Source organism: Halarcobacter sp. (assembly GCF_963676935.1).
Classification (GTDB): domain Bacteria; phylum Campylobacterota; class Campylobacteria; order Campylobacterales; family Arcobacteraceae; genus Halarcobacter.
Genome location: NZ_OY781470.1, coordinates 1,790,672 through 1,815,062, shown reverse-complemented (window position 1 = coordinate 1,815,062; position 24,391 = coordinate 1,790,672). Strand labels below are relative to the sequence as shown.

The 24,391-nt window shown below is 27.9% G+C and carries 24 protein-coding genes and 1 pseudogene; 17 read left to right on the top strand and 8 right to left on the bottom strand.

Features of this window, described 5'->3' with window-relative positions; translation table 11 throughout:
- The first annotated feature begins 78 nt into the window (after window positions 1-78).
- The 4 genes from ACKU4C_RS08900 (at window position 79) to ACKU4C_RS08885 (ending at window position 5,802) form a co-directional block, all read left to right on the top strand.
- A complete protein-coding gene (locus ACKU4C_RS08900; RefSeq protein WP_321311518.1) occupies window positions 79-3,189 on the top strand; it encodes a DUF4214 domain-containing protein in 3,111 nt (1,036 codons plus the stop codon).
- Between the two features lie 129 nt (window positions 3,190-3,318).
- Window positions 3,319-4,140, top strand: coding sequence for a PhnD/SsuA/transferrin family substrate-binding protein (locus ACKU4C_RS08895; RefSeq protein ID WP_321311517.1), 822 nt, complete (start codon window positions 3,319-3,321; stop codon window positions 4,138-4,140).
- A gap of 57 nt (window positions 4,141-4,197) precedes the next feature.
- The gene (locus ACKU4C_RS08890; RefSeq protein ID WP_321311516.1) at window positions 4,198-5,634 is read left to right on the top strand and encodes a HAMP domain-containing sensor histidine kinase; all 1,437 of its coding nucleotides are present in this window, start codon (window positions 4,198-4,200) and stop codon (window positions 5,632-5,634) included.
- Window positions 5,635-5,643: 9 nt separating this feature from the next.
- Complete coding sequence (locus tag ACKU4C_RS08885) at window positions 5,644-5,802, top strand: hypothetical protein (RefSeq protein ID WP_321311515.1); 159 nt, start codon at window positions 5,644-5,646, stop codon at window positions 5,800-5,802.
- On the opposite strand, the gene ACKU4C_RS08880 is transcribed toward ACKU4C_RS08885, so the two are convergent.
- The 6 genes from ACKU4C_RS08880 to ACKU4C_RS08855 form a co-directional block, all read right to left on the bottom strand.
- The gene (locus ACKU4C_RS08880) at window positions 5,783-6,871 is read right to left on the bottom strand and encodes a glycoside hydrolase family 3 N-terminal domain-containing protein (protein WP_321311514.1); all 1,089 of its coding nucleotides are present in this window, start codon (window positions 6,869-6,871) and stop codon (window positions 5,783-5,785) included. The two genes, ACKU4C_RS08885 and ACKU4C_RS08880, sit on opposite strands and share 20 nt — an antisense overlap.
- A complete protein-coding gene (locus ACKU4C_RS08875; RefSeq protein ID WP_321311513.1) occupies window positions 6,855-8,114 on the bottom strand; it encodes a GGDEF domain-containing protein in 1,260 nt (419 codons plus the stop codon). Before ACKU4C_RS08875 ends, ACKU4C_RS08880 begins: the two co-directional genes overlap by 17 nt.
- Before the next feature lie 14 nt (window positions 8,115-8,128).
- A complete protein-coding gene (locus ACKU4C_RS08870) occupies window positions 8,129-8,572 on the bottom strand; it encodes a GatB/YqeY domain-containing protein (protein ID WP_321311512.1) in 444 nt (147 codons plus the stop codon).
- A 41-nt stretch (window positions 8,573-8,613) separates the two neighbouring features.
- Window positions 8,614-10,560, bottom strand: a complete 1,947-nt coding sequence (gene abc-f, locus ACKU4C_RS08865) for a ribosomal protection-like ABC-F family protein (protein WP_321311511.1) — start codon at window positions 10,558-10,560, stop codon at window positions 8,614-8,616.
- Between the two features lie 108 nt (window positions 10,561-10,668).
- Window positions 10,669-11,571, bottom strand: a complete 903-nt coding sequence (locus ACKU4C_RS08860) for a cation diffusion facilitator family transporter (RefSeq protein WP_321311510.1) — start codon at window positions 11,569-11,571, stop codon at window positions 10,669-10,671.
- Between the two features lie 5 nt (window positions 11,572-11,576).
- Window positions 11,577-12,743, bottom strand: a complete 1,167-nt coding sequence (locus ACKU4C_RS08855; protein ID WP_321311509.1) for a pyridoxal phosphate-dependent aminotransferase — start codon at window positions 12,741-12,743, stop codon at window positions 11,577-11,579.
- A gap of 89 nt (window positions 12,744-12,832) precedes the next feature.
- Between ACKU4C_RS08855 and ACKU4C_RS08850 the strand changes: the two genes are divergently transcribed.
- On the top strand, window positions 12,833-13,420 hold the full coding sequence (locus tag ACKU4C_RS08850; RefSeq protein WP_321311508.1) for a M48 family metallopeptidase: 588 nt from the start codon (window positions 12,833-12,835) through the stop codon (window positions 13,418-13,420).
- Here ACKU4C_RS08850 and ACKU4C_RS08845 read toward each other — a convergent pair.
- A complete protein-coding gene (locus ACKU4C_RS08845) occupies window positions 13,404-13,637 on the bottom strand; it encodes a hypothetical protein (RefSeq protein WP_321311507.1) in 234 nt (77 codons plus the stop codon). The two genes, ACKU4C_RS08850 and ACKU4C_RS08845, sit on opposite strands and share 17 nt — an antisense overlap.
- A gap of 153 nt (window positions 13,638-13,790) precedes the next feature.
- Here ACKU4C_RS08845 and ACKU4C_RS08840 point away from each other — a divergent pair, with 153 nt between their 5' ends.
- The 4 genes from ACKU4C_RS08840 (at window position 13,791) to guaA (ending at window position 18,451) form a co-directional block, all read left to right on the top strand.
- Window positions 13,791-13,916: a lipoprotein gene (locus ACKU4C_RS08840; protein ID WP_320034379.1), complete on the top strand. Its 126-nt coding sequence runs from the start codon at window positions 13,791-13,793 to the stop codon at window positions 13,914-13,916.
- Window positions 13,916-15,367 (top strand): FAD-binding protein, encoded by a 1,452-nt coding sequence (locus ACKU4C_RS08835; RefSeq protein WP_321311506.1) that lies wholly within the window; start codon window positions 13,916-13,918, stop codon window positions 15,365-15,367. Before ACKU4C_RS08840 ends, ACKU4C_RS08835 begins: the two co-directional genes overlap by 1 nt.
- 2 nt (window positions 15,368-15,369) lie before the next feature.
- Entirely contained in the window at window positions 15,370-16,758 is a 1,389-nt protein-coding gene (gene nhaD, locus ACKU4C_RS08830) for a sodium:proton antiporter NhaD (protein WP_321311505.1), read from the top strand.
- A 157-nt stretch (window positions 16,759-16,915) separates the two neighbouring features.
- On the top strand, window positions 16,916-18,451 hold the full coding sequence (guaA, locus tag ACKU4C_RS08825) for a glutamine-hydrolyzing GMP synthase (RefSeq protein WP_321311504.1): 1,536 nt from the start codon (window positions 16,916-16,918) through the stop codon (window positions 18,449-18,451).
- A 166-nt stretch (window positions 18,452-18,617) separates the two neighbouring features.
- Here the strand turns inward: guaA and ACKU4C_RS08820 are convergent.
- Window positions 18,618-19,384: pseudogene (locus ACKU4C_RS08820) on the bottom strand (tyrosine-type recombinase/integrase).
- Between the two features lie 324 nt (window positions 19,385-19,708).
- Here ACKU4C_RS08820 and ACKU4C_RS08815 point away from each other — a divergent pair.
- The 8 genes from ACKU4C_RS08815 to ACKU4C_RS08780 all read left to right on the top strand — a co-directional run bounded on the left by ACKU4C_RS08815 (window position 19,709) and on the right by ACKU4C_RS08780 (window position 24,292).
- Entirely contained in the window at window positions 19,709-20,416 is a 708-nt protein-coding gene (locus ACKU4C_RS08815; RefSeq protein ID WP_321311503.1) for an HNH endonuclease signature motif containing protein, read from the top strand.
- A gap of 74 nt (window positions 20,417-20,490) precedes the next feature.
- Window positions 20,491-20,796, top strand: a complete 306-nt coding sequence (locus tag ACKU4C_RS08810; RefSeq protein WP_321311502.1) for a hypothetical protein — start codon at window positions 20,491-20,493, stop codon at window positions 20,794-20,796.
- Window positions 20,797-20,878: 82 nt separating this feature from the next.
- Entirely contained in the window at window positions 20,879-21,349 is a 471-nt protein-coding gene (locus ACKU4C_RS08805) for a hypothetical protein (RefSeq protein WP_321311501.1), read from the top strand.
- A 91-nt stretch (window positions 21,350-21,440) separates the two neighbouring features.
- The gene (locus tag ACKU4C_RS08800; RefSeq protein ID WP_321311500.1) at window positions 21,441-22,070 is read left to right on the top strand and encodes a PIN domain-containing protein; all 630 of its coding nucleotides are present in this window, start codon (window positions 21,441-21,443) and stop codon (window positions 22,068-22,070) included.
- 81 nt (window positions 22,071-22,151) lie between these two features.
- Window positions 22,152-22,625 carry a hypothetical protein gene (locus ACKU4C_RS08795; RefSeq protein WP_321311499.1) on the top strand — a complete coding sequence of 158 codons (474 nt, stop codon included), beginning with the start codon at window positions 22,152-22,154 and terminating at the stop codon, window positions 22,623-22,625.
- A 156-nt stretch (window positions 22,626-22,781) separates the two neighbouring features.
- Window positions 22,782-23,348: a GNAT family N-acetyltransferase gene (locus ACKU4C_RS08790; RefSeq protein ID WP_321311498.1), complete on the top strand. Its 567-nt coding sequence runs from the start codon at window positions 22,782-22,784 to the stop codon at window positions 23,346-23,348.
- Window positions 23,329-23,805 (top strand): hypothetical protein, encoded by a 477-nt coding sequence (locus ACKU4C_RS08785; protein ID WP_321311497.1) that lies wholly within the window; start codon window positions 23,329-23,331, stop codon window positions 23,803-23,805. Before ACKU4C_RS08790 ends, ACKU4C_RS08785 begins: the two co-directional genes overlap by 20 nt.
- Before the next feature lie 55 nt (window positions 23,806-23,860).
- Window positions 23,861-24,292, top strand: a complete 432-nt coding sequence (locus ACKU4C_RS08780; protein WP_321311496.1) for a hypothetical protein — start codon at window positions 23,861-23,863, stop codon at window positions 24,290-24,292.
- Window positions 24,293-24,391: the final 99 nt, after the last annotated feature.

Below are 24,391 nucleotides of genomic sequence, written 5' to 3'. Positions count from 1 at the left end.
TTTTTGTGCCTTAACATAGAGGCCTCTTCTATAAAACAAACTCTTATTGATTCTTCAGGTAATGGAGTCTTTGATAAGATGATAAATTATAATTATTCTTCTACAGGTAAACTTCTTAAAAGGTCTGAAAATATAATAGGATTTGATCCATATTATATTGAAAATTACATTTATGGCAATGGAAATTTACTAAAAAAAACTATAAACTATAATGGAGTAAATTATGATTTAGAAGTTTATACTTATGATTCTAATAATAAACTTATAAAAGAGGTAATTGACTATAGAAACAAAAAATATTCAGTGCAAAAACTTTTTAACTGTACATATTATAATAGAGATATAATATATTATGCTGGAATGAAAATAAAAGAAGATTTTAATTTAAGTCAGTGCCCTTCATCTAATGCAATATTTACATTTTTTGATAATAGTTATTTAAAAGAAATAACTAAAGGTGATATTTCTGTTAAGTTTAATAATTTTGGAAAAGATGATCATATAGTATATGACAGTTATCCCACTAAACTTTCTCTAAATTCTAGTATTTTACAACAAAATTATGATGTTGGATTATTAAAATCTTATGAAGATACTGAATATTTATATGAGTATTTATATAATTCTTTAAATCAAATAACTAATAGAAAAGTGACTATTAAGAGTTCTTCTGATGTTTATGAGGAAGTATATACTTATAATAATATATCAGGAGAAAGTAAATTATCAAAAATTGAAGCTTTCAAGACAATAAGTAGTGTAAAAAGCAAATATTTTCAAAAAGAGTATTTTTATATTAATGGAGAATATTTAAAAATAGTTAAAACAGATTTTGAAAACCCAACAAATAACAGTAGAATTGAATATACTCGTGATGGGAACAATGTTTTACTTCAAAGACTTTCTTATAGATATGATGATAGTATTTATTACAAAGTAGTATATAATGAAGGAAAACCTGTTTTAGATATATATTATAATTCTAATGGTGAAATTAATAGAAAAATAAGAATGGCATATAATAGTTTTGGTCAAATGATAAAAAAAGAAATTTCATCTGGTGATACTATAACATCCTTAGAAAAGTGGTATTATGATAATAATCAAAATTTAATTGAACATTATTTTGATGATAATAACACTGATAGATTATATATATATAAATATTTGTATGATGATAATGGTAATAAAATATTTACGTATTATGATGATAAAGCTGATGGGTCTTTTGACAATGTATATAGCTATAATTATAATAATCAAGTTTCATATGCTCTAAAAAATAATAATAATAGTGAGATATATCCTACTTATATAATATCAATTGATCAAAATACTCAAAAGCCTGTATTAATTCAAACAATGTTTTATGATGAACAAAATAGATTAGTGTTAACAAATAGTTATAACTCTGATTATAGGTTTACAGGCTATGTAAAGCTAGCATATGATAATTTAAATAGAGTAATATATAAAGAAACAGGAAATGAAAAATATTATACTACTTATTTTGATAATAATAGAATAAAAGAAGAGAAAGTGATTTCTTCATCTTCAAGTAGTAAAAAATCAATTTATAATTATTCAAATGATTGGCTAACAGTAGTAATTGATGTTGATGAAAATATTGATGGCACAGTTGATTATGTAGTTGAAAAAAAGTTAAATGCAAATGGAGATGAAATAGAAGAGTTGATTTTTACACAACAAATATATACAAGTATTAATAAGACTTTTATGATAAATGAGTATGATAGTAATTATAATTTGGTAAAAAAATCTTATTTGTCTAGAGTGTATAATGAAAACGATCTTACTACACCAATAACTACACATGAATTTATTTTGGAAAGATATGTGTATTCAAACAATAGAATCTCTGAAGTATATTATGCAGGTGATTCGGATATTTATACAGGAGAACAATTTTTTGATAAAACATCATATATTTATGATTCTTTACCTAGAACAATTAGACAAGAGGTTGATGAAGAGGATGATGGTTCAATTGAAAAAATAACTTATATTTATTATAATAGTGATAATAAATATATTAATGATTATAATATTAATTTTTATTTAAATAAAGATATTAATAATGATGGATTAATAACATGGGATGACATTCCCTCTGTGGAGTTAATGCCTGAATTGTCTTTATCTGCAACTAGTTTGAAGTTTATAAATACTCAACAAGTGAATACAGAATCGGATAAATTATCAATTGATATATCTAATACAGGAGATTTTTTATTAAGTGGTATGAAAATTTCATTAGATAATAACCAATTTAGAATAGTTAATGGATGTTATTCAAATATTGAAGTTAATGAAAATTGTTCTTTGGATGTTTATTTTAAACCTTCTTCTGAAGGAAATAAGTTTGGTACTATAACTATTTCTTTTGATAATTTTCCAAATAAGATTATTACAATTGAAGGTAATGCAATAGTAAATACAACATCTAATACATCAACAAAAAAACAAACCTTCATCGAAAGATTTTACCAAAATATCCTAAATAGAAGCGCAGATACAGGAGGTATGAATACCTGGTTAGATGTAATCCAAAATCAATCTGCCGCAAAAGTAGCCCTAGGATTTTTCCAATCACAAGAATTTATAAACCTAGGACTCTCAAATGAAGAATTCGTAGATATACTGTACCAAACACTTTTTGATAGAGTAGCAGATAGTGGAGGAAGAGATATTTGGTTAAATCAATTAAATAATGGTACTAGTAGAATAGAAGTAATATACGGATTTCTAAATGCTCAAGAATTTAAAAACCTAGCAGATAGTTTTGGAGTAACACAAATAAGAGATATAGATCAAATAACAGAAGTACCAGGATATGTAAATAGATTCTATAACTTAGTGTTAAATAGAAGCGCAGATGAAGTAGGATTTAATGATTGGGTAAGTCAATTAAGAGCAGGGACAAAAGCAGGAGGAGATATAGCAAAAGGGTTTTTTAATTCCCAAGAGTATATGCAAAGAGGATTAGATGATTCAACATTCTTAGATATATGCTATAGAGCATTTTTTAATAGAGAGGCAGATGCAGGAGGTAAAAATAGTTGGTTGTCACAAATAGCACAAGGTGCAACAACTGATGATATTTTAAATGGCTTTATTGGTTCTCAAGAGTTTATTCAACTTGCTGCTTCTTATGGAATTAATCCATAATTTAATTAAATTCTAAAGGAAAGTAGGATTTCCTACTTTCTCTTCTTAATATAAAATCATTTAATTTTAATTTAAAATAACCTTATTATCGATATAATTAATTAGAATTTATAAGAAGGATTTAATATTATGAATTTAAAAGTAATTTTACTATCATTTTTTACTTTATTTACATTTATATATGCTCAAAAAAATGATATAACTATAGGGATTGCTCCCCATTCTTCTACTAGAGTTATTTTAGAATCACACCAAGATTTGAGATTATTTATTGAAAAATATTTTGATAGGCCAGTTAGAATTGTAACTGCAAAAAACTTTAGTGAGTTTTCTAAACGTTCAAATGAGGGTACTTTTTATGATTTGGTTTTAACTTCTCCAAATCTTGCAGTGCTTGCTCAAAGAATGGGTTCATATACTCCAATTATGACTTATAAAAAAGGCTTATCAACGATAATATTATCAAAAGATAAAAATATATTAAAAAAAGGAAAATATCCTTTAGATGTTATTGGTTTAGATCCTGTGTCTTTTCCTACACTTGATGCACAAGAGTGGTTAGATAAACAAGGATTTAATGAAGATGAAAAGATAAGATATACATATACTAGTGCTACAGATAGTTCAATAGCTATTCTTTTAAATAATCACGCAGATATGATTATTATGTCTTTACCAAATTATTTAAAACTTTTAGATAATAAAATGAAAGACAAAGTTCATGTAATTTACCAAAGTGAACCTAAACCAAGTAGAGTATATTTGGCAAAAGATAAAGATGGCATAACTCTAGATGAATGGAAAAAGGCATTAGAAGCCTTTACTAAGTCAAAAGATGGACAAAATCATCTAAAAAAAACAAAACTGGAAGGTTTTAAAAAAATAGAATCAAAGGATTTAAATAGTCTTGAACCAATTGTTAAAAAAACTATGAAACGGTTATACAAGTAAATGAGAGTTTCATTATCCTACAAGTGGGTAATAGCTAGTTTATTAATAGAAAGTTTAATGCTCACTTTAATGGTAATAAAGAATGTTGACCAACTTAAAGACAATCTATCAGTACAAACTCATATTCGACTTGATGAGCAAAAGATTCTTTTAAAAAGTGCATTGGTTGCTCCTATTGTTCAAATGGATTATGCAACAATAGATGCAATACTCAAAGAAACAAAGAAGATTTCCACTATTAATTATCTTGCAGTTGTTGATAGTAGAAATAATTGTATAGCATCTATTGGATGGAAAGATTGTAAAAATTTGCCAATCCCTGAAAAAGAACCTTTTTCTGATGAATCTTTAGAAGATGAAAGGTTTGATACAAATATACCTATTACATTGTCTTCTCAAAATCTTGGAAAAGCATATTTAGGATTATCTACAAAATTTTATGTTCAAGCAAAAGAAGAGATGATTACAAGAAGTATAATAATAGCCATGATTGAATTAATACTTTCTGCTTTTCTTCTTATAACTGTTAGTAAATGGATAATTAAAAATTTAGTAAAATTAACACATACTGCAGATGCTATAGCTCATGGTGACTATACTCAAAGGATAGATTTAGGAGATAGTAAAGAGACTTTCGATTTACAAAATTCATTTAATCTTATGGCAAAAAATATTGAAAAAAATATTGATAATTTAAAGCTTTCAAATAAAAAGGAGAAAAAACTTTTTGAAAAATTAAAATCTCAACTTGAAAAAAATAATGAACAAGCCCAATTAATAAAACATCAAACAAGGATGGCCGTTATTGGAGAGATGTTAAATAATATAGCACATCAATGGAGACAACCTCTAAATGCAATTACAGTTCAATTAAGTAGTTTAAAATTAAAAAATGAACTAAATATTATGGAAGAGAATGATATAAGTGATACGGCTGATAGTGTTATGAAATATGCAAAATATTTAAGTAATACTATTGATGATTTTAGAAATTTTATGAAAAGTAATCCTGGGAAAGAAAATTTTAGTGTAAGAGAAACTTTTCAAAAAGCAGTTGATATTGTAAATGCTTCTTTAAAAAATAATTATATAAATTTAAGTATAGAAGATGACAAGAAAGATTTTTTTATAGATGGAATAAAAAATGAATTAACACAAGTGTTTATTAATATACTTAATAATTCAAAAGATGTTTTATTGGAAAATAAAGTTAAACAAAGAGTTATTGAAGTAAAGTTTTATGAAGACAACGAAGATATTATAATTACAATCCAAGATAATGCTGGGGGTGTTGATGAATCAATTATAGATAAAATATTTGATCCGTATTTTACAACAAAGCATAAGAGTCAAGGTACAGGAATAGGCTTATATATGAGCTCAAAAATTATAAATGAACATTTCAATGGTGAGATTATTGTAAAAAATGAAGATATTGAGTTTGAAGGCAATAGCTATAAAGGTGCTAAATTTTATATAGTTTTACCTAGTTAATATTTTTATTTGATTTTATCAAAAAAAGATTGTAAAATTATTGCTAGAGGTATTGTTATGAATTTCTGGCAAAAATTTAATAGATATTTTGATGAAAATACAAGTAAAATAATTTGGATTCTTTTAGGTTTACAAACTTTAATTGTGGCTATTGTTTCTTATCAATGATATTTTTTATTAGTTTATTAGATTCTATAATTTTAGATAAATTTATCTCTTTTTTTTCTATTAAATCATAAATTGTATCAATAATTGTTTTTAAATCATTTTTTTCTAATTGATTTCCAAAAAGCAATATATTAACTCCTGAATTAATTGCTAACTTTAATCTTTCCCTTAATGAATAATGCTTTGTTATAGCTTTCATTTGTAAATCATCACTTATGATTATGCCTTTAAACTTTAATTTCTTTCTTAAAAGATTTGTATTTATCTTAGAAGAAAGAGTTGCTGGATATTTATTATCAAGTTTTTTATTAAATACATGTGCAGTCATAATAAAATCTACTTTATTATCTTTTATTAATTGTTTGTATGGAATCAATTCTTTTTCATCCCAAGTATTAGTTATGTCTACAAAACCCTTATGAGAATCTGTATTTGATGAACCATGTCCTGGAAAATGTTTAATTACAGATTTTATGCCATATCTATTTTGTTCTTCAATAAATACTGAAGCATATTTTACTACTTCAGTAGGGTTTTTAGAATATGAACGTTCAAGCTGCACTATAACTCTATTATTAGGATTAATAGCTAAATCTACAACTGGAGCAAAGTTTAAATTTATACCCTCTTGTTTTAGATTTCTTGCAAGTTTTTTGTATTCTTTTTTTGCCTCATGTATATTTTTTGTAGATATATCTTTAGCACTAGGAATTCGAGAAAAACCATTTTTAGGGTTCAATCTACTAACTTTTCCGCCCTCTTGGTCGATAGAAATAAGCATTTTGTATTTTGAGTAGCTTTGAATATCAAATGTTAGCTTTTTTAGTTGTTGGGGATTTTTTATATTTTTTATATTTTTTGTTTTATAATCTTTATTAAATAAGATTACACCACCTAAATTATATTTATCTATATTCTTTTTTAAGTTTGAAGTTAAAGTTAGACCATCAAAACCTATAATTATACTTCTACCAATGAGTTTTTTAATCTCTTGTTCCTTTAATTCATTTGCATTTAAACAAGAGATTAAAAGTAGTATTAAAGTGATAGTTTTAAATAACTGTACCATCTTCTAAAATGATTCTATCTCTTCCAGCTTCTTTTGCTTCATACAATAACATATCTGCTTTTTGTATAGTACTATCATAGCTACTGTGATTATTTCTAATAGATACACCAGCTGAAAAGGTTAAATGTATTTTTTGATTTTTATATACAAAGTTATTTTCTTGTATTATTGATTTAATTCTTTTTAAATATTTTAGTAATTCTCTTTTTAAATTAAAGTGAACAACTGCAACAAACTCTTCTCCACCATATCTTGAAACTACATCTAGGTCTCTTGTATTTTTACCTAGAATTTTTGCAAATGTAGAAAGTATTACATCTCCTGCTTCATGCCCATAGTTATCGTTTATTTTCTTGAAGTGGTCAATATCAAAAAATACAATTGCATATTGAGTATTGTTGCGTATAAAAGTATTTTCAATCTTTTTAATTGCTTCCTCATAAGCCCTTCTAGTAAGAAGTCCTGTTAAATGATCTTTTATACTCTCTTCTTTTGTTTTTTCTAATTCTTCTTGTAATCTTTTTACTTGATGTTCTAAGGTTTCAACTTCAGATTTTCCCGATGTTAACTTTTCACCTACGTGATTCATCTCATCTTCAATTGATTTTGCAGCATCAATAAGTTTTGTTTGAAGTGATGTCAATGTTTCTATATTAGGAGTTTGCATATCAATTGATTGAATCTCTGATTTTATATTTGATACATTTTCAGAACCGCTTCCACTACTTTGAATTGCATCATTAAAATATTGTCCCATAAGAGTTAACATTTTAGCTATTTCAGCAGTTTTTTGTTTAACAACTTTTTTATCTGCTTCAAATCTTTTTGTTATATAATTTTGCATCTCTTTTTGGATGTCTTCTTCAAACATTAATGCTGGAGAATCACCAATTTTTATTGAGAATTTATTTCTTTCTTCATTTATATCAATACTGATTGAAGGTATGATTGATTGCTGAAATATTTTAGCTAAAGAGTTTAAATTGTCTTTTGAAACTCTATTAAGTAAGATTGGTATCAAATCTTCAAAGGTAGTTATAGATTTCTTTTCTATCTCTATTTGTTCATTTTTACTCAATTTGCTAACTAATTTTTTAAAAAGCTCACATTCTTGAACTGTCAAATTGTGAATTTTTGAAAACTTACAAAACTCTTTATGGTACTCATTTGGAGTTGCAGGGATACCTTTTTCATGAAGACTTAATATTGTTTCTTTAACTACTTTTTGAACTTTAGATTCCATTTTCTAAGCCTATGTTATCCTAATAATTTTTTTGTCATTTCATTGATTCTTTTTCCATCAGCAACACCAGCAAATTTTTTAGTTGCTTGTCCCATAACTTTACCAATATCTTTCATAGTCTGTGCATCTACAGCTGCTATAATCTCTTTTAATCCTGCTTCAAGTTCTTCATCACTAACTTGTGCTGGTAAGTATACTTTAAATACATCAATTTGTTCTTGTTCTTTTTGAACTAGGTCATCTCTTCCTGCATCTTTATATTGGATTACAGCTTCCTCTCTTTGCTTGATACCCTTTTGAATAAGTTTTACTACATCTTCATCTGATAATTCTTTTCTCTCATCAACTTCGATTTGTTTAATCAAAGTATTTATTGCTCTAATTGAGTCTCTTTTTACAATATTTTTTTCTCTCATTGCAAGTTTTAAATCATCTTTTAGTCGTTGTTTTAAACTCATTCTATATCCTTCTTGTAATTTATTAATATTATATCTTATTACTAGTTAAAGCTTTCAACCATCTCTTCTAGTTCTAAAAATCTTTCTACTTTTTCTTCATAGACTTTTTCTGTCTCTTCTAACTCTTTTGAAACAGCAACTATTCCTTTTTCTTCATAACAAGATGGAGTAGATAAGCAGATATTTATTTGCTCAATTTTCTCTTCTAATTCTTCAATCTCTTTTGGTAAAGAATCATATTCTCTTTGGTCTTTATATGATAATTTATTTTGTTTTTTAGGTTTATTTTCTTCTTTTGTTTGAGTTTTTTCTTTTTGAACTTCAAGTTCAAAAGAGCTTAACTCTTTTATCTCTTTTTCTATTTCTAAGTATTCAGTATAAGGCTGAAAACTCTCTTCAACTGTTCCTTCACCTTTAAATATAAAAAGTTTTTTAGCAATTTTATCTACAAAATATCTATCGTGAGATACAAAAATCAATGCACCTTGAAAATTTTGTAAATACTCTTCTAAAATATTGATTGTAGGAATATCTAGGTCATTTGTAGGTTCATCAAGAATTAAACAATCAACTTTTTTAGTAAAAAGTAGTGCTAAGGCAACTCTATTTTTTTCTCCACCACTTAAAACACCAATTTTTTTCTCTAAATATTCTCTAGGGAAAAGGAAGTTTTTCAAATATCCAAATACATGCATATTTCTTCCATCATCTAATATTACTCTATCTCCACCATTTGGACAGAATGTTTCCATAATATTTTTATTATCATCTAGCATATCTCTTTGTTGGTCAAAATAACCAATATTGAAATCACCTTTTTTAAACTCACCACTATCAACTTTCATCTTTTCCATAAAGATTTTTAAAAGAGTAGATTTTCCACTTCCATTTGGTCCAACAATTGCTATAGTATCTTTTTGTAAAATTCTTGAAGTAAAGTCTTTAATAAGAAGTTTATCACCTAGAGATTTAGATATTTTATCTAATTCATAAAGCATCTTTTTTTTGTTTTGTTGTTTCTCTTCACTATTAAAAGATTTTTGTTCCCTTTGAAGTTCAACAGACATTTTTTTGATTAGAGCAGGGTTTGATTTTGCTTTCTTTTTTAAATCAAAGTATTCAGCTTTTCTTCTTTCATTTCTTTTTCTTCTAGCTGTTACACCTCTTTGCATCCAATGAGCTTCTCTTTTTACAAGTCTTAACAGGTTCTCATGCTCTTTTTGCATATTTTCAAGCATTTGCTCTTTTTGTTCTAAATATGAAGAGTACCCACCATTAAATTTTCTTAAGGTTCCACCTTCTACCTCTACAACTGATGTTGCTATATTATCTATAAAATATCTATCATGAGAGATAAAAAGTAGGGTAAAATTGTTTTTTAAAAGTAGTGATTCTAAAAACTCAACCATATATACATCAAGGTGGTTTGTAGGCTCATCAAGAAGTAATATATCAGGTTTTTTAAGAAGTAATCCTGCAAGGCTAACTCTTCTTTGCTCACCACCACTTAGAAGATTTACATCTTTATGCTCATATTGCTTTAATTGAAACTCTTCTAAAACTCTTTCAATCATATTATCCAAATCCCAAGCATTGTGAAACTCAATAAAAGTTGCAAGTTCACTTTGTCTTTTTAAAAGCTCTTGGTTTTCATAGTCTGTAATGATTTGATTTGTGATATTTTCATATTCAGTTTTTGCAGATTTTAATTCTATAAGTTGAGCCTCTATCGCTTCTCTTACATTTATACCTGACTTAAATTTTGGTTGTTGGTCTAACATCTCTATTTTTACAGATTTATCAATAGAAATCTCTCCATAGTCAGGTTCAACTTGATTCATAATAATTTTAAATAAAGTTGATTTTCCTTGACCATTTTGACCAATTACAGCTATTCTTTGACCTTCAGTTAAAGTAAAATTAACATCTTTTAAAATAACTTTTATATCGTATTGTTTGCTTATGTTTTGTAAGTCTATTAGTGCCATTTATTTTAGTAAGTCCCTTAACGTAATATTTTATAAGTATTTTGTTTAGACTTATCTATTTGAGATATTCTATTTTTAATATCATCCATAATAAGTCTAAATAATAAATTATACAATTGAACAGGTTTTAGTGCTTTCGTTTATTTCAAAATCATCATATGGATCCATATGAATATTTATAACCCAATCTTTATTTGAGTTAAGCATTTTAATTTTTTCTTCTATTCTATCAGTAATTCGATGAGCTTCCATTAAAGTTATTAAACAATCAAATACTAAATGAACATCTACAAATGTTTGGTTTCCAGCTTCTCTTGTCTTTAGTAAGTGATGAGTGTTTACTCTCTCTTCATTTTCTATTATTTTAACTATATTTTCAACAATCTCTTCATCTACAGCTCTATCTAGTAAAACTAAAATACCTTCTTGAATTAGTTCATAGGCTGAGTAGATAATAAATATTGAAATTCCACCACCAACAACTACATCAATAAGTTCAATACCAGTGAAATTAACTAATACTAAAGATACTAAAACAGCAAGATTTGTATATACATCAGTTTTGTAGTGTAATGCGTCCGCTTTTATCACCATACTCTCTGTTTGTTTAGCAATTTTGTTTAAATATAAAACTAAAGCAATAGTAATAACTAGTGAAATAATCATAACTGTAAGGGATATACCTAAGTATTGTGATACTTCACCTTTAATAGCTTTTTCAATAGCTTGATAGAGTAAAAATAATCCAGACAGTGTAATTATAGTACCTTCTATAACTGAAGCAAGTGCTTCAATTTTCCCTCTACCATAATTAAATGTTTCGTCTGCTGGTTTTTCAGAATTATTAATTGCAAAATAATTAAACACTGAGACAAACATATCTAGTACTGAATCAATTGCAGAAGCCAAAACTGCAACTGATCCACTAGCAATACCAACTACTAATTTAATTAGAGTTAATAATGCTGCAACACTACTTGAGACTATTGTGGCTTTTTTTTGTGCTGTCATATTAGTTATTTTTCTATAAAGTCTTTAATTCTTCTAATTCCCTCTTGGATACTTGCTAAGTCTGTAGCAAAAGAGAATCTGAAATAACCTTCCATACCAAATGCAAGTCCTGGAACGACTGCTACACCTTTGTCTTCTAAAAGGTCAGCTGCAAATTTCATTGAGTCAGGAGTTATCTCTTTTATATTTACAAAAAGATAAAATGCACCTTGTGGTTTAAAACAACTTACCCCTTTTATTGCATTGAATGATTCAACTGCAATATTTCTTCTCTCTTCAAATGCTTTTCTCATCATCTCAATATCTGCATCAGCATCACCTTCTAAAGCTGGTATTGCTGCATGTTGAGTGATAGAGTTTACATTTGATGTTACTTGACCTTGTAATTTAGTCATTGCTTTTACAATCTCAACTTTTGGAGTTGCAATATAACCAAATCTCCAACCAGTCATTGCTACAGCTTTACTTAAACCGTTTATTGTAATAGTTCTTTGGTACATATCTTCACTTACACTAGCAGCTGCTGTGAACTCTTTACCATCATACATGATTTTTTCGTACATTTCATCTGACCAAACAAGGATGTCAGTTCCCTCTAATACTTTCCCAATAGCAATTAATTCTTCTTTTGAATATACTGCTCCTGTTGGGTTAGAAGGAGTATTTAGCATAATAGCTTTTGTTTTAGGTGTGATAGCTGCTTTTAATTGTTTTGCAGTCATTTTAAATTCTGTTGATTCATCTGTATCAATAAATACTGGAACACCATCAGAAAATTTTACTTGCTCTGGATATGTAACCCAGTATGGAGCAGGAATTATAACTTCATCACCTTTTTCAATTAATAATTGACATAAGTTAAATAAAGAGTGTTTAGCTCCATTGCTAATCACTATTTGGTTTAATTCATAAGTTAATCCATGGTCTTTTTTTAATTTATTAATAATTGCTTGTTTTGTTTCAGTGATACCCTCTACAGCGGTATATTTTGTAAAACCATCTTTAATAGCTTTAATCGCAGCATTTTTAACGATTTCAGGAGTATCAAAATCTGGCTCACCAGCACTAAAACTTAAAATGTCTTTACCTTGAGCTTTAAGTTCTCTACCTAAAGCAGTAATAGCCATTGTTACCGACGGAGATAAATTCTCCATTCTTTGCGCAATTTTCATTAGTTTTTTCCTCTAATAATTTTCAATATGTTAATATTATGAGACATAATATTTTTAGGATTTTATCTAAAATATACTTAAGGATTAGTTTGAATTTTTTAACAAAAATTAATAATAAAGAGGTTACCGTAGAATTAAATAAAAAAAGAGGTATGAAACACACCTATATGAGACTTCTATCTAGTAATTTGATACGAATTAACTCAAATATTTATTTTACAGAAACAGATGCAAAAATTCTAATTGAAAAAAAGAGAAAATGGTTAGAAAAAAATTTACTTCAGTTAGAAAAAAACACTTTAGAGAATAATGAATTTCTTTTTTTAGGAATTAAGCATAAAAATTTTGATAATAGAGATTTGGATAAGTTTTATAAATTAGAAGCGCAAAAATTAATTCCAAAAATTGTGACTGAATATTCTGAACTTATGCAACTTTTTCCAACAGCTATAAAGTTTAGAAAAAACAAAAGAACATGGGGAAGTTGTAATTATAGAAATGAATTAAATTTTAACACTCTTCTTATGAAGTTTCCTATACCTTTAATAGAATATGTTGTTATACATGAATTGGCACATATAAAACATAAAAATCATTCAAAAAGATTTTGGGCTTGTGTAGAACAGTATTGTCCTAATTATAAAGAAAAAATTAAAGAGTTTAAGAGTTTTTTATAATATCTCTAATCTCTTCAAATTTTTTATGTAGATTTTCATCTTTTATATTATTTGCAAAAATACCATATGAACGTTCGGTATAATTATCCTTTTTTATATAAGGTTTTTGTTTTTTTTCTATTTTATTTGTTACAAAAAACCTTACATCATCGATATTTGCAATGTTTGACTTTTTTAATAAGTCATTTATTAAACTCTTGTTATACTCAAATTCCATTTTATAAACAGGATGAGTTAACACAAAAAAGAAGATTTGTTTCCTAATATAGGCGAATTTAACGCCTTTTTTCAATTTAGGCGGTAATATTTCAATTATCTTTTGAATCGTTTCTTGTGTATTAATTCTTCTGAATTCAGGATTATTTTTAAGATGACAAAGTATTTCACTCAATTTTTTCATGTTGTTATTATAGCAGGAATTTTATTATCTTTAAGTGGATGTGGCTATAAAGCCCCTCCAACATATGTGCCAGATACGCAAGAAGTATCAAAATAATGGTTGTTTATGATTATATAATTATAGGTTCAGGGGTTGCAGGATTAAATGCTGCAAGGTTGATACCCGATACAAAAAATGTATTAATTTTATGTAAAAAAGAACCATGGGAATGCAATACCTTTTGGGCACAAGGTGGTATTGCAACAGCTGTTGATAAGAAAGATATACCAGACCATATCAAAGATACCTTAGTTGCAGGAGTTTATCATAATAATAAAAATGCTGTTTCAGTATTAAGTGAAAACTCTAGAAAAGCAATTGATAATCTAATAGAAGATGGAATGAATTTTGACCTAAATGATAAAGGTGAATTAGCCTTTACAAAAGAAGCAGCCCATAGCAGAAGTAGAATTCTTCATGCTGATGGAGATGCAACTGGTAGAATGATTCATCTATTTTTAATGGGAAAATTTCCCCATAAATTAGAAACTAACTGTGTAGTAAATGACCTTCTTATTCAAGACGATATTTGTTATGGAGTTAAATATTTCATAAATGAAACAGAAGAGAAAGTAGCTTTTGCACATAATACTATTATTGCTAGTGGTGGAGTTGGCTCAATATACAAATATCATACTAATTCAACTGCTGTTGCGGGAGAAGTTCAAGGTATATGTGTTGAAAAAGGTTTAGTTTTAAAAGATATGGAGATGATGCAGTTTCATCCTACAGTATTTAAAGGAACCTCTTTTGCTAGAAAAACTTTACTTAGTGAAGCTTTAAGAGGTGAGGGTGCTTATATTGTAGATGACAATGACCGCAGATTTTTATTTGATTATCACAAAGATGGAGAGTTAGCACCTAGAGATGTAGTAAGTAGGTCAATTTTTGATTATCATAAAAAAACAGGTTCAAACATCTATTTATCTTTTGATAAATTTGAAAAAAAATGGTTTAGAAAAAGATTCCCAAATATCTATGCAAACTTTGAAGACTTAGGTTATGATTTACCTTTTGAAAAAGTTCCAATCTCACCAGCATTTCACTATGCTATGGGTGGTATTGCAACCGATATTAATGCAAAAGTATTAAATACTAAAAATCTATATGCTGTAGGTGAAGCAGCTTGTACAGGAGTACATGGTGCAAATAGATTAGCTTCAAACTCTTTACTTGAAGGATTGGTTTTTTCTAAACTTGCAGTAGAAAACTCTTTAAAAGAAGAATTTAAAATTGATAAAAACAAATATATAAAAGAGATAAAAAAGTGCATTAGAAATAAGAGTATTGATAAACCAATAAAAGATAGAGTAAGAAAACTAATGTGGGAAAATGCAGCAATTGTACGAGATTTTGATTCTTTAAAAGAGGCTTTATCTGAGATTGATGAGTTTTTAAAAGAAGATGTGGGAAGACTACTATATTTAAGGTTGCTTACGGCAAAATCTATTTTAAAAGCTGCAATTGACAGAAAAAAGTCTCTTGGAGCACACTTTATTAAGGAGTAAGAATGTTAAAGATTCTGATGATATTATCATTATCATCTCTAGCTTTATTTGCAAGTGGCGGTGGCGCTACTTCTGGGGAGGTTGCACCAGATTTAACTATGACTTGGGTTGGATTTGCGTGTTTATTTATATTTGTAGTAGGTTACTACTTTGTGGCTGCAGAAGAGAAATATGAGATAGATAAGGCTAAGCCAGCTTTATTTATTGGTACATTTATGTTTATCTTGGTTGCACTATACTATTCGTTAAATAATTTAAATATGGGATTAGTTCATACTCAAGCCCAACATTTGATTTTGGAAATTGCTGAGATTTTCTTCTTCTTATTTGTTGCTATGACGTATATAGAATCATTAATTCATATGAATGTATTTGACAAGCTTAAGTATAATCTAATCTCAAAAGGGTTTACTTATAGAAAACTTTTCTGGGTAACTGGTATTTTAGCATTCTTTATATCTCCAATTGCAGATAACTTAACTACAGCATTGATTCTTTCTACTGTATTAATTACAATTGAAAAAGAAAGAAGAGACTTCTTGGTTCCTGGTGCAATTAATATCGTTGTTGCAGCAAATGCTGGTGGTGCTTGGTCACCATTTGGAGATATTACTACACTTATGGCATGGACAGCTGGTAAAGGTGCATTTGGAGATTTCTTATTTTTATTCCCTTCATCTATTTTAGGGTATCTTATAACAGCACTATTATTATCTAAAGTTGTTCCAAATGAAAAACCTGCTTTTGATGCTTCAAAAGAAGAAATACCAGTAATGGCTGAAGGTTCAAAAGTTGTAATGGGACTTGGTGTATTTACAATCTTCTGTGCAGTTATGTCTCATCAAGTATTGCATTTACCTGCAATGTGGGGTATGATGTTTGGTCTTTCTTTATTAAAGGTTTATTCTTATGGGCTTAAAAGAAGACATGGAAAAGATCACTTTAATATTTTCCATTCAATGGCAAAAATTGAAAATAATACCTTAATGTTCTTCTTTGGTATTTTAGCAGCAGTTGGTGCATTGTACTTTATTGGATGGTTAGCATTAGCAGCAATTGTTTATGAACCATCAGTATTAGGTCCAACTTGGTCAAATATTGGAGTTGGTTTCTTATCTGCAATCGTTGATAATGTTCCTGTTATGTCAGCGGTGCTTAAAGCAAATCCATCTATGGAGCATGCTCAATGGATGCTTGTAACACTTACAGCAGGGGTTGGTGGTTCACTAATCTCATTTGGTTCTGCTGCCGGTGTTGGAGTTATGGGTAAACTTCATGGTATTTATACTTTTGGTTCACATATGAAATATGCTTGGACTATTTTAATTGGATATATTGTTTCTTGTGCGATTTGGTATGTTCAATTTGAAGTATTTGGTATTGGTGCATAACCTTATTTTTACAATATTAAAAGCCATTCAGTCTTAAGGCTGAATGGCTTTTTTTTTGCCCCATTTTCTTTTTAAAAGAATAAGCCTAATTAATCATCTTCAAATTCCTTTTTCGTTATAATCGCGATACTTTTAAAAAATCAAAGGAATCATTTTAATGAAACATGTACCAATAGTTGTATTAGATTTTGGTAGTCAATATACACAAATCATTGCAAGAAAACTTAGAGAAGCTGGTGTTTATTCTGAGATTGTACCGTTTAGTGAGAGCATAGAAGATATTAAAGCTAGAACTCCAAAAGGTATTATTCTTTCTGGTGGACCAGCATCAGTATATGCAAAAGATGCTTATCATCCTGATAAAGAAGTATTTAATTTAGGACTTCCTGTTTTAGGTATTTGTTATGGTATGCAACTTATTTCTCAATATTTTGGTGGGTCAGTTATTCCTGCTGATCATCACGAATATGGAAAAGCAAAACTTACATTTGAAAAGACAAGCGATATTTTCAAAGACACTACAGATGGTCAAACTGTTTGGATGTCACATGGAGATAAAGTTGATAAATTAGCTGATGGTTTTGAAGTTATTGGAACAAGTGAAAACTCTCCTTTTGCAGCAATTGCAAATATGGATAAAAGAATTTATGCTTTCCAATTTCACCCAGAAGTTTACCATTCTGAGCAAGGGAGCAAAATCCTTAAAAACTTTGCAAAATATATTTGTGGTTGTGAATCAACTTGGAATATGGGTTCTTTTGCAAAAGAACAAATCAAAAAAATCCAAGATCAAGTTGGAGATAAAAAAGTTCTTTGTGGTGTATCAGGAGGAGTTGATTCTTCTGTAGTTGCTACACTTTTAGCAGAAGCTATTGGTGACCAACTAATTCCAGTATTTGTTGACAATGGATTACTTAGAGCAAATGAAAGAGAACAAGTAGAAGCTATGTTCGCTTCAAGAGGTGTTAAGCTTATCACTTGTAATGCGAGTGAAACTTTCTTAGAAAGACTTGCAGGTGTAACCGATCCAGAAAAGAAAAGAAAAATCATCGGTGAAACATTTATCGAAGTATTTGATGAAGAAGCAAAAAAACATGATGGGATAGAGTTCTTAGCTCAAGGTACACTTTATACAGATGTTATTGAATCTGTATCTGTAAAAGGACCGTCAAAAACAATTAAATCACACCATAACGTTGGTGGACTACCTGATTGGATGACATTTGAATTAATCGAGCCTTTAAGAGAAATCTTTAAAGATGAAGTTAGACTTTTAGGACTAGAATTAGGACTTCCAAAAGATATGATTGGAAGACATCCTTTCCCTGGACCAGGACTTGCTATTAGAGTTATGGGAGATGTTAATAAGCCTGATTTAGAACTTTTACGAAAAGCAGATGTTATTATGCTAGATGTTCTTAGATCAACTGGATACTATGATAAAACATGGCAAGCATTTACAGTATTATTAAATGTAAAATCAGTAGGTGTAATGGGTGATAACAGAACTTATGATAACACAGTTTGTGTTAGAATAGTTGAAGCAACAGATGGTATGACAGCAACATTTGCACATATCCCACATGATATCTTAGAAACTATCTCTAGAAGAATTATCAACGAAGTTGATGGGATCAATAGAGTTGTGTATGATATCTCATCTAAGCCACCAGCAACAATAGAATGGGAATAAAAGCGATAGCTTTTATTCATCTTGCACTAGATTTAGGTTCGAAGTACTTTTAGTACATCTTCACCTAAATCTAGCACAATCTAAACAAAATCTATCACTTTTAAAATTTTACTGCTTTATTCGAGGTTAGAACAATTTTCTAACGAAAACTTTTCCCAATTTTATTTTAAAAATCCAATGGACTTTTTATTTCATTTTTATTTAACTCTTTTACCACATGTGTATATATCATTGTTGTTTCTATTGATTTATGTCCTAAAAGTTCTTGAATACTTCGTATATCTGTGCCACTTTGCAAAAGATGAGTGGCATAAGAGTGTCTAAAAATATGAGATGTTACTCTTTTATCTATATTGGATTTTTCAACTGCATTTTTTATATTTCTACTTAAAGTTACATCTAAAATATGATGTCGTCTTTGTTCACCACTTCTTTTACTTTTTCTACTTGAATTTTAAGTTCATCCTTTATTTTTAATGGAAGTGGCAAGGTTCTATCTTTTAAGGATTTACTATCCCAAATATAAATTTTATTGAATCCAAAGTCAATATCTTTTATACATATATTTTGTGCTTCTTTCATTCTTAATCCACAACCATACATAAGTTTAACTGTAAGTTGATAAATACCACTCATATTTAATATAATACTTTTGACTTCATCTATAGTTAAAACTACAGGAATATGCTTTCTCTCTTTAGCTCTTAACGCTTCAATATTTTCATCTTTTAATGATATATTTAGAATTTGTTCATATAAAAATAATAGTGCATTAAAGGCTTGATTCTGAGTTGTAGGAGAGACATTAAACTCAGTGGCAAGATGGGTTAGGAATTGTTCAATTTCAACTTTACCCATATCTTTAGGATGTTTTTTGTTATGGTATAGTATATATTTTTTAGCCCAATAGATATAGACTCTTTCTGTGCTCATACTATAATGTTTAAACCTTATCTTATCCCTCATTATATCAAGTAATTTTTTAGCCATATATGTCTCCTAAAATGTAGTATTATTATGTTTTTTTCTAATTAACATACATAATGTATTGTTATTACCGTTATCTAGACAAAAAATATATATTTAAATTATAATTAAAAATAAAAAATCAATTCAAAAATATTACATTTTGTAATAATTTTTCATTGAATACCTATTTTAAGGATATTCTATGTGAATGTCTAGTTATTTAGATAATTAAGTAATAAATATATATAATGTATTGTTATTAAATAGTTATGAGATAAGTGGAGATAAATGAGAGTAACTAAAAAAATTAAAGAACAACTTTTAAAACAAGCGGAGGGAAAATGTGAGTACTGCGGTATTGAACTAGATGAGCGTACAGCGATGGTTGATCACAAAATTCCTTTGAGTCAAGGTGGAAGCTCTGATATAGAAAATTTAGCCATTTCTTGTCCGAAATGTAATATTTTGAAGGCAGACAAAATACTTGGAAGCATATCTAATCCTGTAGTAGAGTCAGCAGCTAAACTATGGATTCATGCATTTTTAAAATCACCAAAAATCACTTCCATAAGTTCTATAGTCAGTGTTATTGCAGTTGTGCTTACAATTTACCAAACTGAAATTATCAGAAAAGAAAAATTAGAAGCTAAATTATCAGAAAACTTAGATTTTAAATCTCAAATTAAAGAACTAAGTGAAACCGAGAAAAGCTTAAAAACACTCCTTACATTTGTTAGCTCTCAAAAACAAAAAGTCATTATATATGAACAGAATATACAACAGCTAGAAAATGAAAAACAAAAATTAGAACCATTGGTAAATGCTGATAAAGCAACCGTTGAAGCTCTCTTTAAAGTGCAAGAGGAACGAGCAAAAGAAAACGCCAACAAAGAAAGATGGATTGGATTTGGTCTTGGAATACTAGCTTCTATAATTGCTTCGTTTGTAATGGTCATAGGCAGGTATTTTTTTGTTTCAAGACAAGAAAACTCATAACAAATCAGTGGAGCCAATAAATTACCCTGCGGGCAAATTACTGGCTCATTTTAAACGTTAGATGGAAGAATAAAATGAATGAAAAAAAATTAAGTTATAGATGGTGGAAAATATATAGTTATATATTTACAGTTTTAAATATAATTTGGTATCCATTTTTTTGGATGGGATTCTTTGCAACAAAAGAATATGGATATTCGTTGGGGTTTTTTATTGCTGTTGGATTAACAATAGGAATTTTACTAACATTATTAGTTAATTCACTATCATTAGGGAAAAAATCTTTTCTTACAATAACAATATTAAGTTTCAATCCAATTATATGGATAATAAACGGAATTTATCTAAAAAATAGATGGTCAGATATTAGCAACATCTAACAAAACCTTGGAGAGAAATATTTGATCCTAGCGGCTCAAATATTTCTCAACTCAAACGTTATATACAAGAAAGGAAAATATTATGAATAAGTTGATTTTTATTACAGGATTAGCTAGTGGTGGTAAAACTACAACAATTAAAGCTTTTTTAAAATTATTTGGAAAAAATAGAACAGGTTCTAATATAAAAGTAAATAATAAATCATACCAAGTAAGAGATTATTCTAACTGTGATGTTGGGTGGGATAATTTTATGACTAGAGTTAAAAAGTATTGTAAAGATAAAAATTTAATTTATCCATTGTGTATAGATATTAATAATAAAGAGAGTAATTATGCTGATTTTAATCAAATAATTGAGTTTTTAAATTCATTAAATACAAATCATGATTTGTATTTTTTTATAATTAAAAATGGAAGTAAAAATCGACATTTAGAAGAGCAACATATCAATGTTATAAAACAACAATATGGTTTAGGAAAAATAAAAATTATTGACAATACAAGTGCAGATAATTCAAATAATTTAAAAAACTTTATAGAAAGTATATAGCAAATCAGAGGAGCCAATAAATTACCCTGCGGGCAATTTATTGGCTCATTTTAAACGTTATCTTACATAAAAATATTTAGAAGGAAAAGAATTGAGTAATACAAAAAAAATGAGAAATAATTATATTTTTATAGATTTTGAAAATGTTCAACCTACATCTTTTGAGTTTCCAGAAGATTATCCTTTTAAAGTCATTGTCTTTGTTGGAGCAAATCAAACAAAGATACCTATTGAACTTGCTACATCAATGCAAGGTTTAGGAGATAAAGCTGAATATGTAGTAATAAGTGGTAATGGCAAAAATGCTTTAGACTTTCACATTACGTTTTACCTTGGTAAACTATATGAAAAAGACCCTAAAGGATATTTTCATATAATCACTAAAGATACTGGTTTTGATGTACTAATTAAACATCTTAGAGAAAAAAAGACTTTAATAAATCGCTATGATGATATTAGTGAAATTCCAGCTTTGAAACAATCAAACTGTGAAACATTATCTATTGATGAAAAAATAAAATTAATTGTTAACTACTTGATTAAAAGAGGGAATGCAAAACCTAGAAAAGTTGAAACTCTCTCAAACACAATAAATTCAATATGTGCAAGAAGTTTAAATAGTAATCAACTTGATGCTATCATTAAGGCGATGGTTAAAGAAAAGCTTATTGTCATTGATGGTGCTAAGATAACATATACACTAAAAGATAACAAGTACTAGGAGAGAAATAAGTTACCCTGTGGGCAAACTAATTTCTCAAGATAACCGTTATCTTAATATTTTTGTAAACAAAAGGGAACAATGAAAAAATTTAAACTTGATATGGATCACCAAAAATTATCTCTTATTTTTGAAATTCAGAAAACATCTTATATTGCAATTGTTTCTTGGATTCTTATACAATATATAACTATAGTCTTAGTATTCTCTTATTTAGATAATATTCCCATTAATACTACAATTATTATTATATGTATCGCTACCATTATAAATATATTTGCAATATTATACTTTACTTGGGAAATACTTTCAAGAAAAAAACTTGAATTAGATAAGAATGGTGTCATATATTCAAAAACACTTTTTGGAAAAATAAAAAGCTACACATACAAATGGTTTGAGATTAAAAAATTCACGAATACAAATTATAAAGGTAAGTATATTTTAACAATAAAAAAATCAGATGATAAGGACATACAACTTTTCTATGGAATTAATGAATCAGAGTCAAAAGATATTTTACATCAATTAAATAAATTTAGAAGTGATATTTAAAAAGATATAGAAGTGAACAAGGGTATACTTGCGATAACTTAAGCTTTAAAGCCTAAATTAGTTAACATAAAAGTTCAAATAATCAAGTGTTCAAATACTTGTCCACTTAAATCAAACGTTATATGCACAGAATATAGTTTCAGGAGATGTAAGTTAGTGGAGAATGAAAAAAAAATAAGATTTGAAAAATGTCATCTTGAAAAGCTTGATGATATAATAGAAATTGGAAAAGACACTTATTTTGATACATTTAGTAAGTATTGTTCAGAAGAGGTAATGAAAGATTACCTTGAAAAAGCATTTGATGTCGATAAAATACGTGAAGAAATAATGAATAAAGATAGTAGTTTCTTTTTTATTTATTTAAATGAAGAGCTTTCTGGTTATTTGAAATTGAATATTAATGAAGCTCAATGTGATTTAAGAGATGAAAACGGGTTGGAAATTGAAAGAATATATGTGAAAGAAGGATATAAAGGTAAAGGTTTAGGATCTCGTTTAATAAATTTTGGAATAGAAAAAGCAAAAGAATATGAGAAAGAATTTGTATGGGTGGGTGTTTGGGAAAAAAACAAAGCAGGTATAGAATTTTATAATAAAAATGGATTCTATGAAATAGGAATGCATAGTTTTAGAATGGGAGATGAGATTCAAAATGATTATATCATGAAAAAAGATATCAAGAAAGAAAATAGGATATATAATGGCAATTTTCCAATATAATATTGAAATCATTCCTAAAGAGTTTGTAAAAAAGCATAAAAGTGATTTTCAAAGTGCCATAGATGATTATTTTGCTTGGGAAGAGTTTTCAAACCCATCAACAAATTTCATAAATTCAATACGTTCTTTATTGCCAATTAATAATAGTTGGAGTGATGTTGAAGAATTTAGATCAGATGATAACTGGGGTTCTCAAATACAGATTTATAAAACAGATGGAAAATTTGAAGCTGTTGTTCTTAAATTTTCTCCTGCACAAGACAATATAAAAATTTTGGAAAATTTCATTAGAATAGCAGATGAAGAAAAGTGTTTGTTATATGCTGAAGAGTCTACTAAAGTTCTAGAACCAAACTTATCTGAGATAATTGAAGATTTAAAAGTTTCAAAAGCCTATAAATTTATGGAAGACCCTATAAAGACGATAGAAGAATCAGCGACTCAACTAAATGAGTAACAAAATGCAGGAACCAAAGAATGAGTCAAATTAACGTTAGACAAAGGAAAAGATGATGAAGTGGAAAATATTTAAAGAGCTAAATGTTCCATGTGCTGATATATCTTATCAATGGATTTCAGAGGAAAATAGCCGTTTAATTATTATAATGCATTTTTCAAGGGTTGTTGAAGGTTTCGAAAAAGATTTAGAATTGATTTTTTTTAATCCAATTGCTTTACAATGGGAAGACGAGTGTTATCCAATATTCGATTTACCAGAGAAATTACCAAAGTGCACTAAAAAAGGTTTTGAAGACTGGACATATCCCACATTAATTATTCCTAATTCACAATGGGCAGATAGATATGATAAAAGTTTTGCTATTAATGAAAGACATGATAATCAACAATTAAAACATTTTGTATTGATATCTATGAATGATATTTTAAGTATATTATCTTGTGAAATGCCAAATGTAAAGTTAATTGATTCACAAGATATTTAACAAAACCTTGAAAGAAAAACAAAGCTATACTGCAGTTAATTCAAACTTTTTAGAACAAAAAAGCTAAAATGATAACTGAAATAATCAAGTGGTATTGTA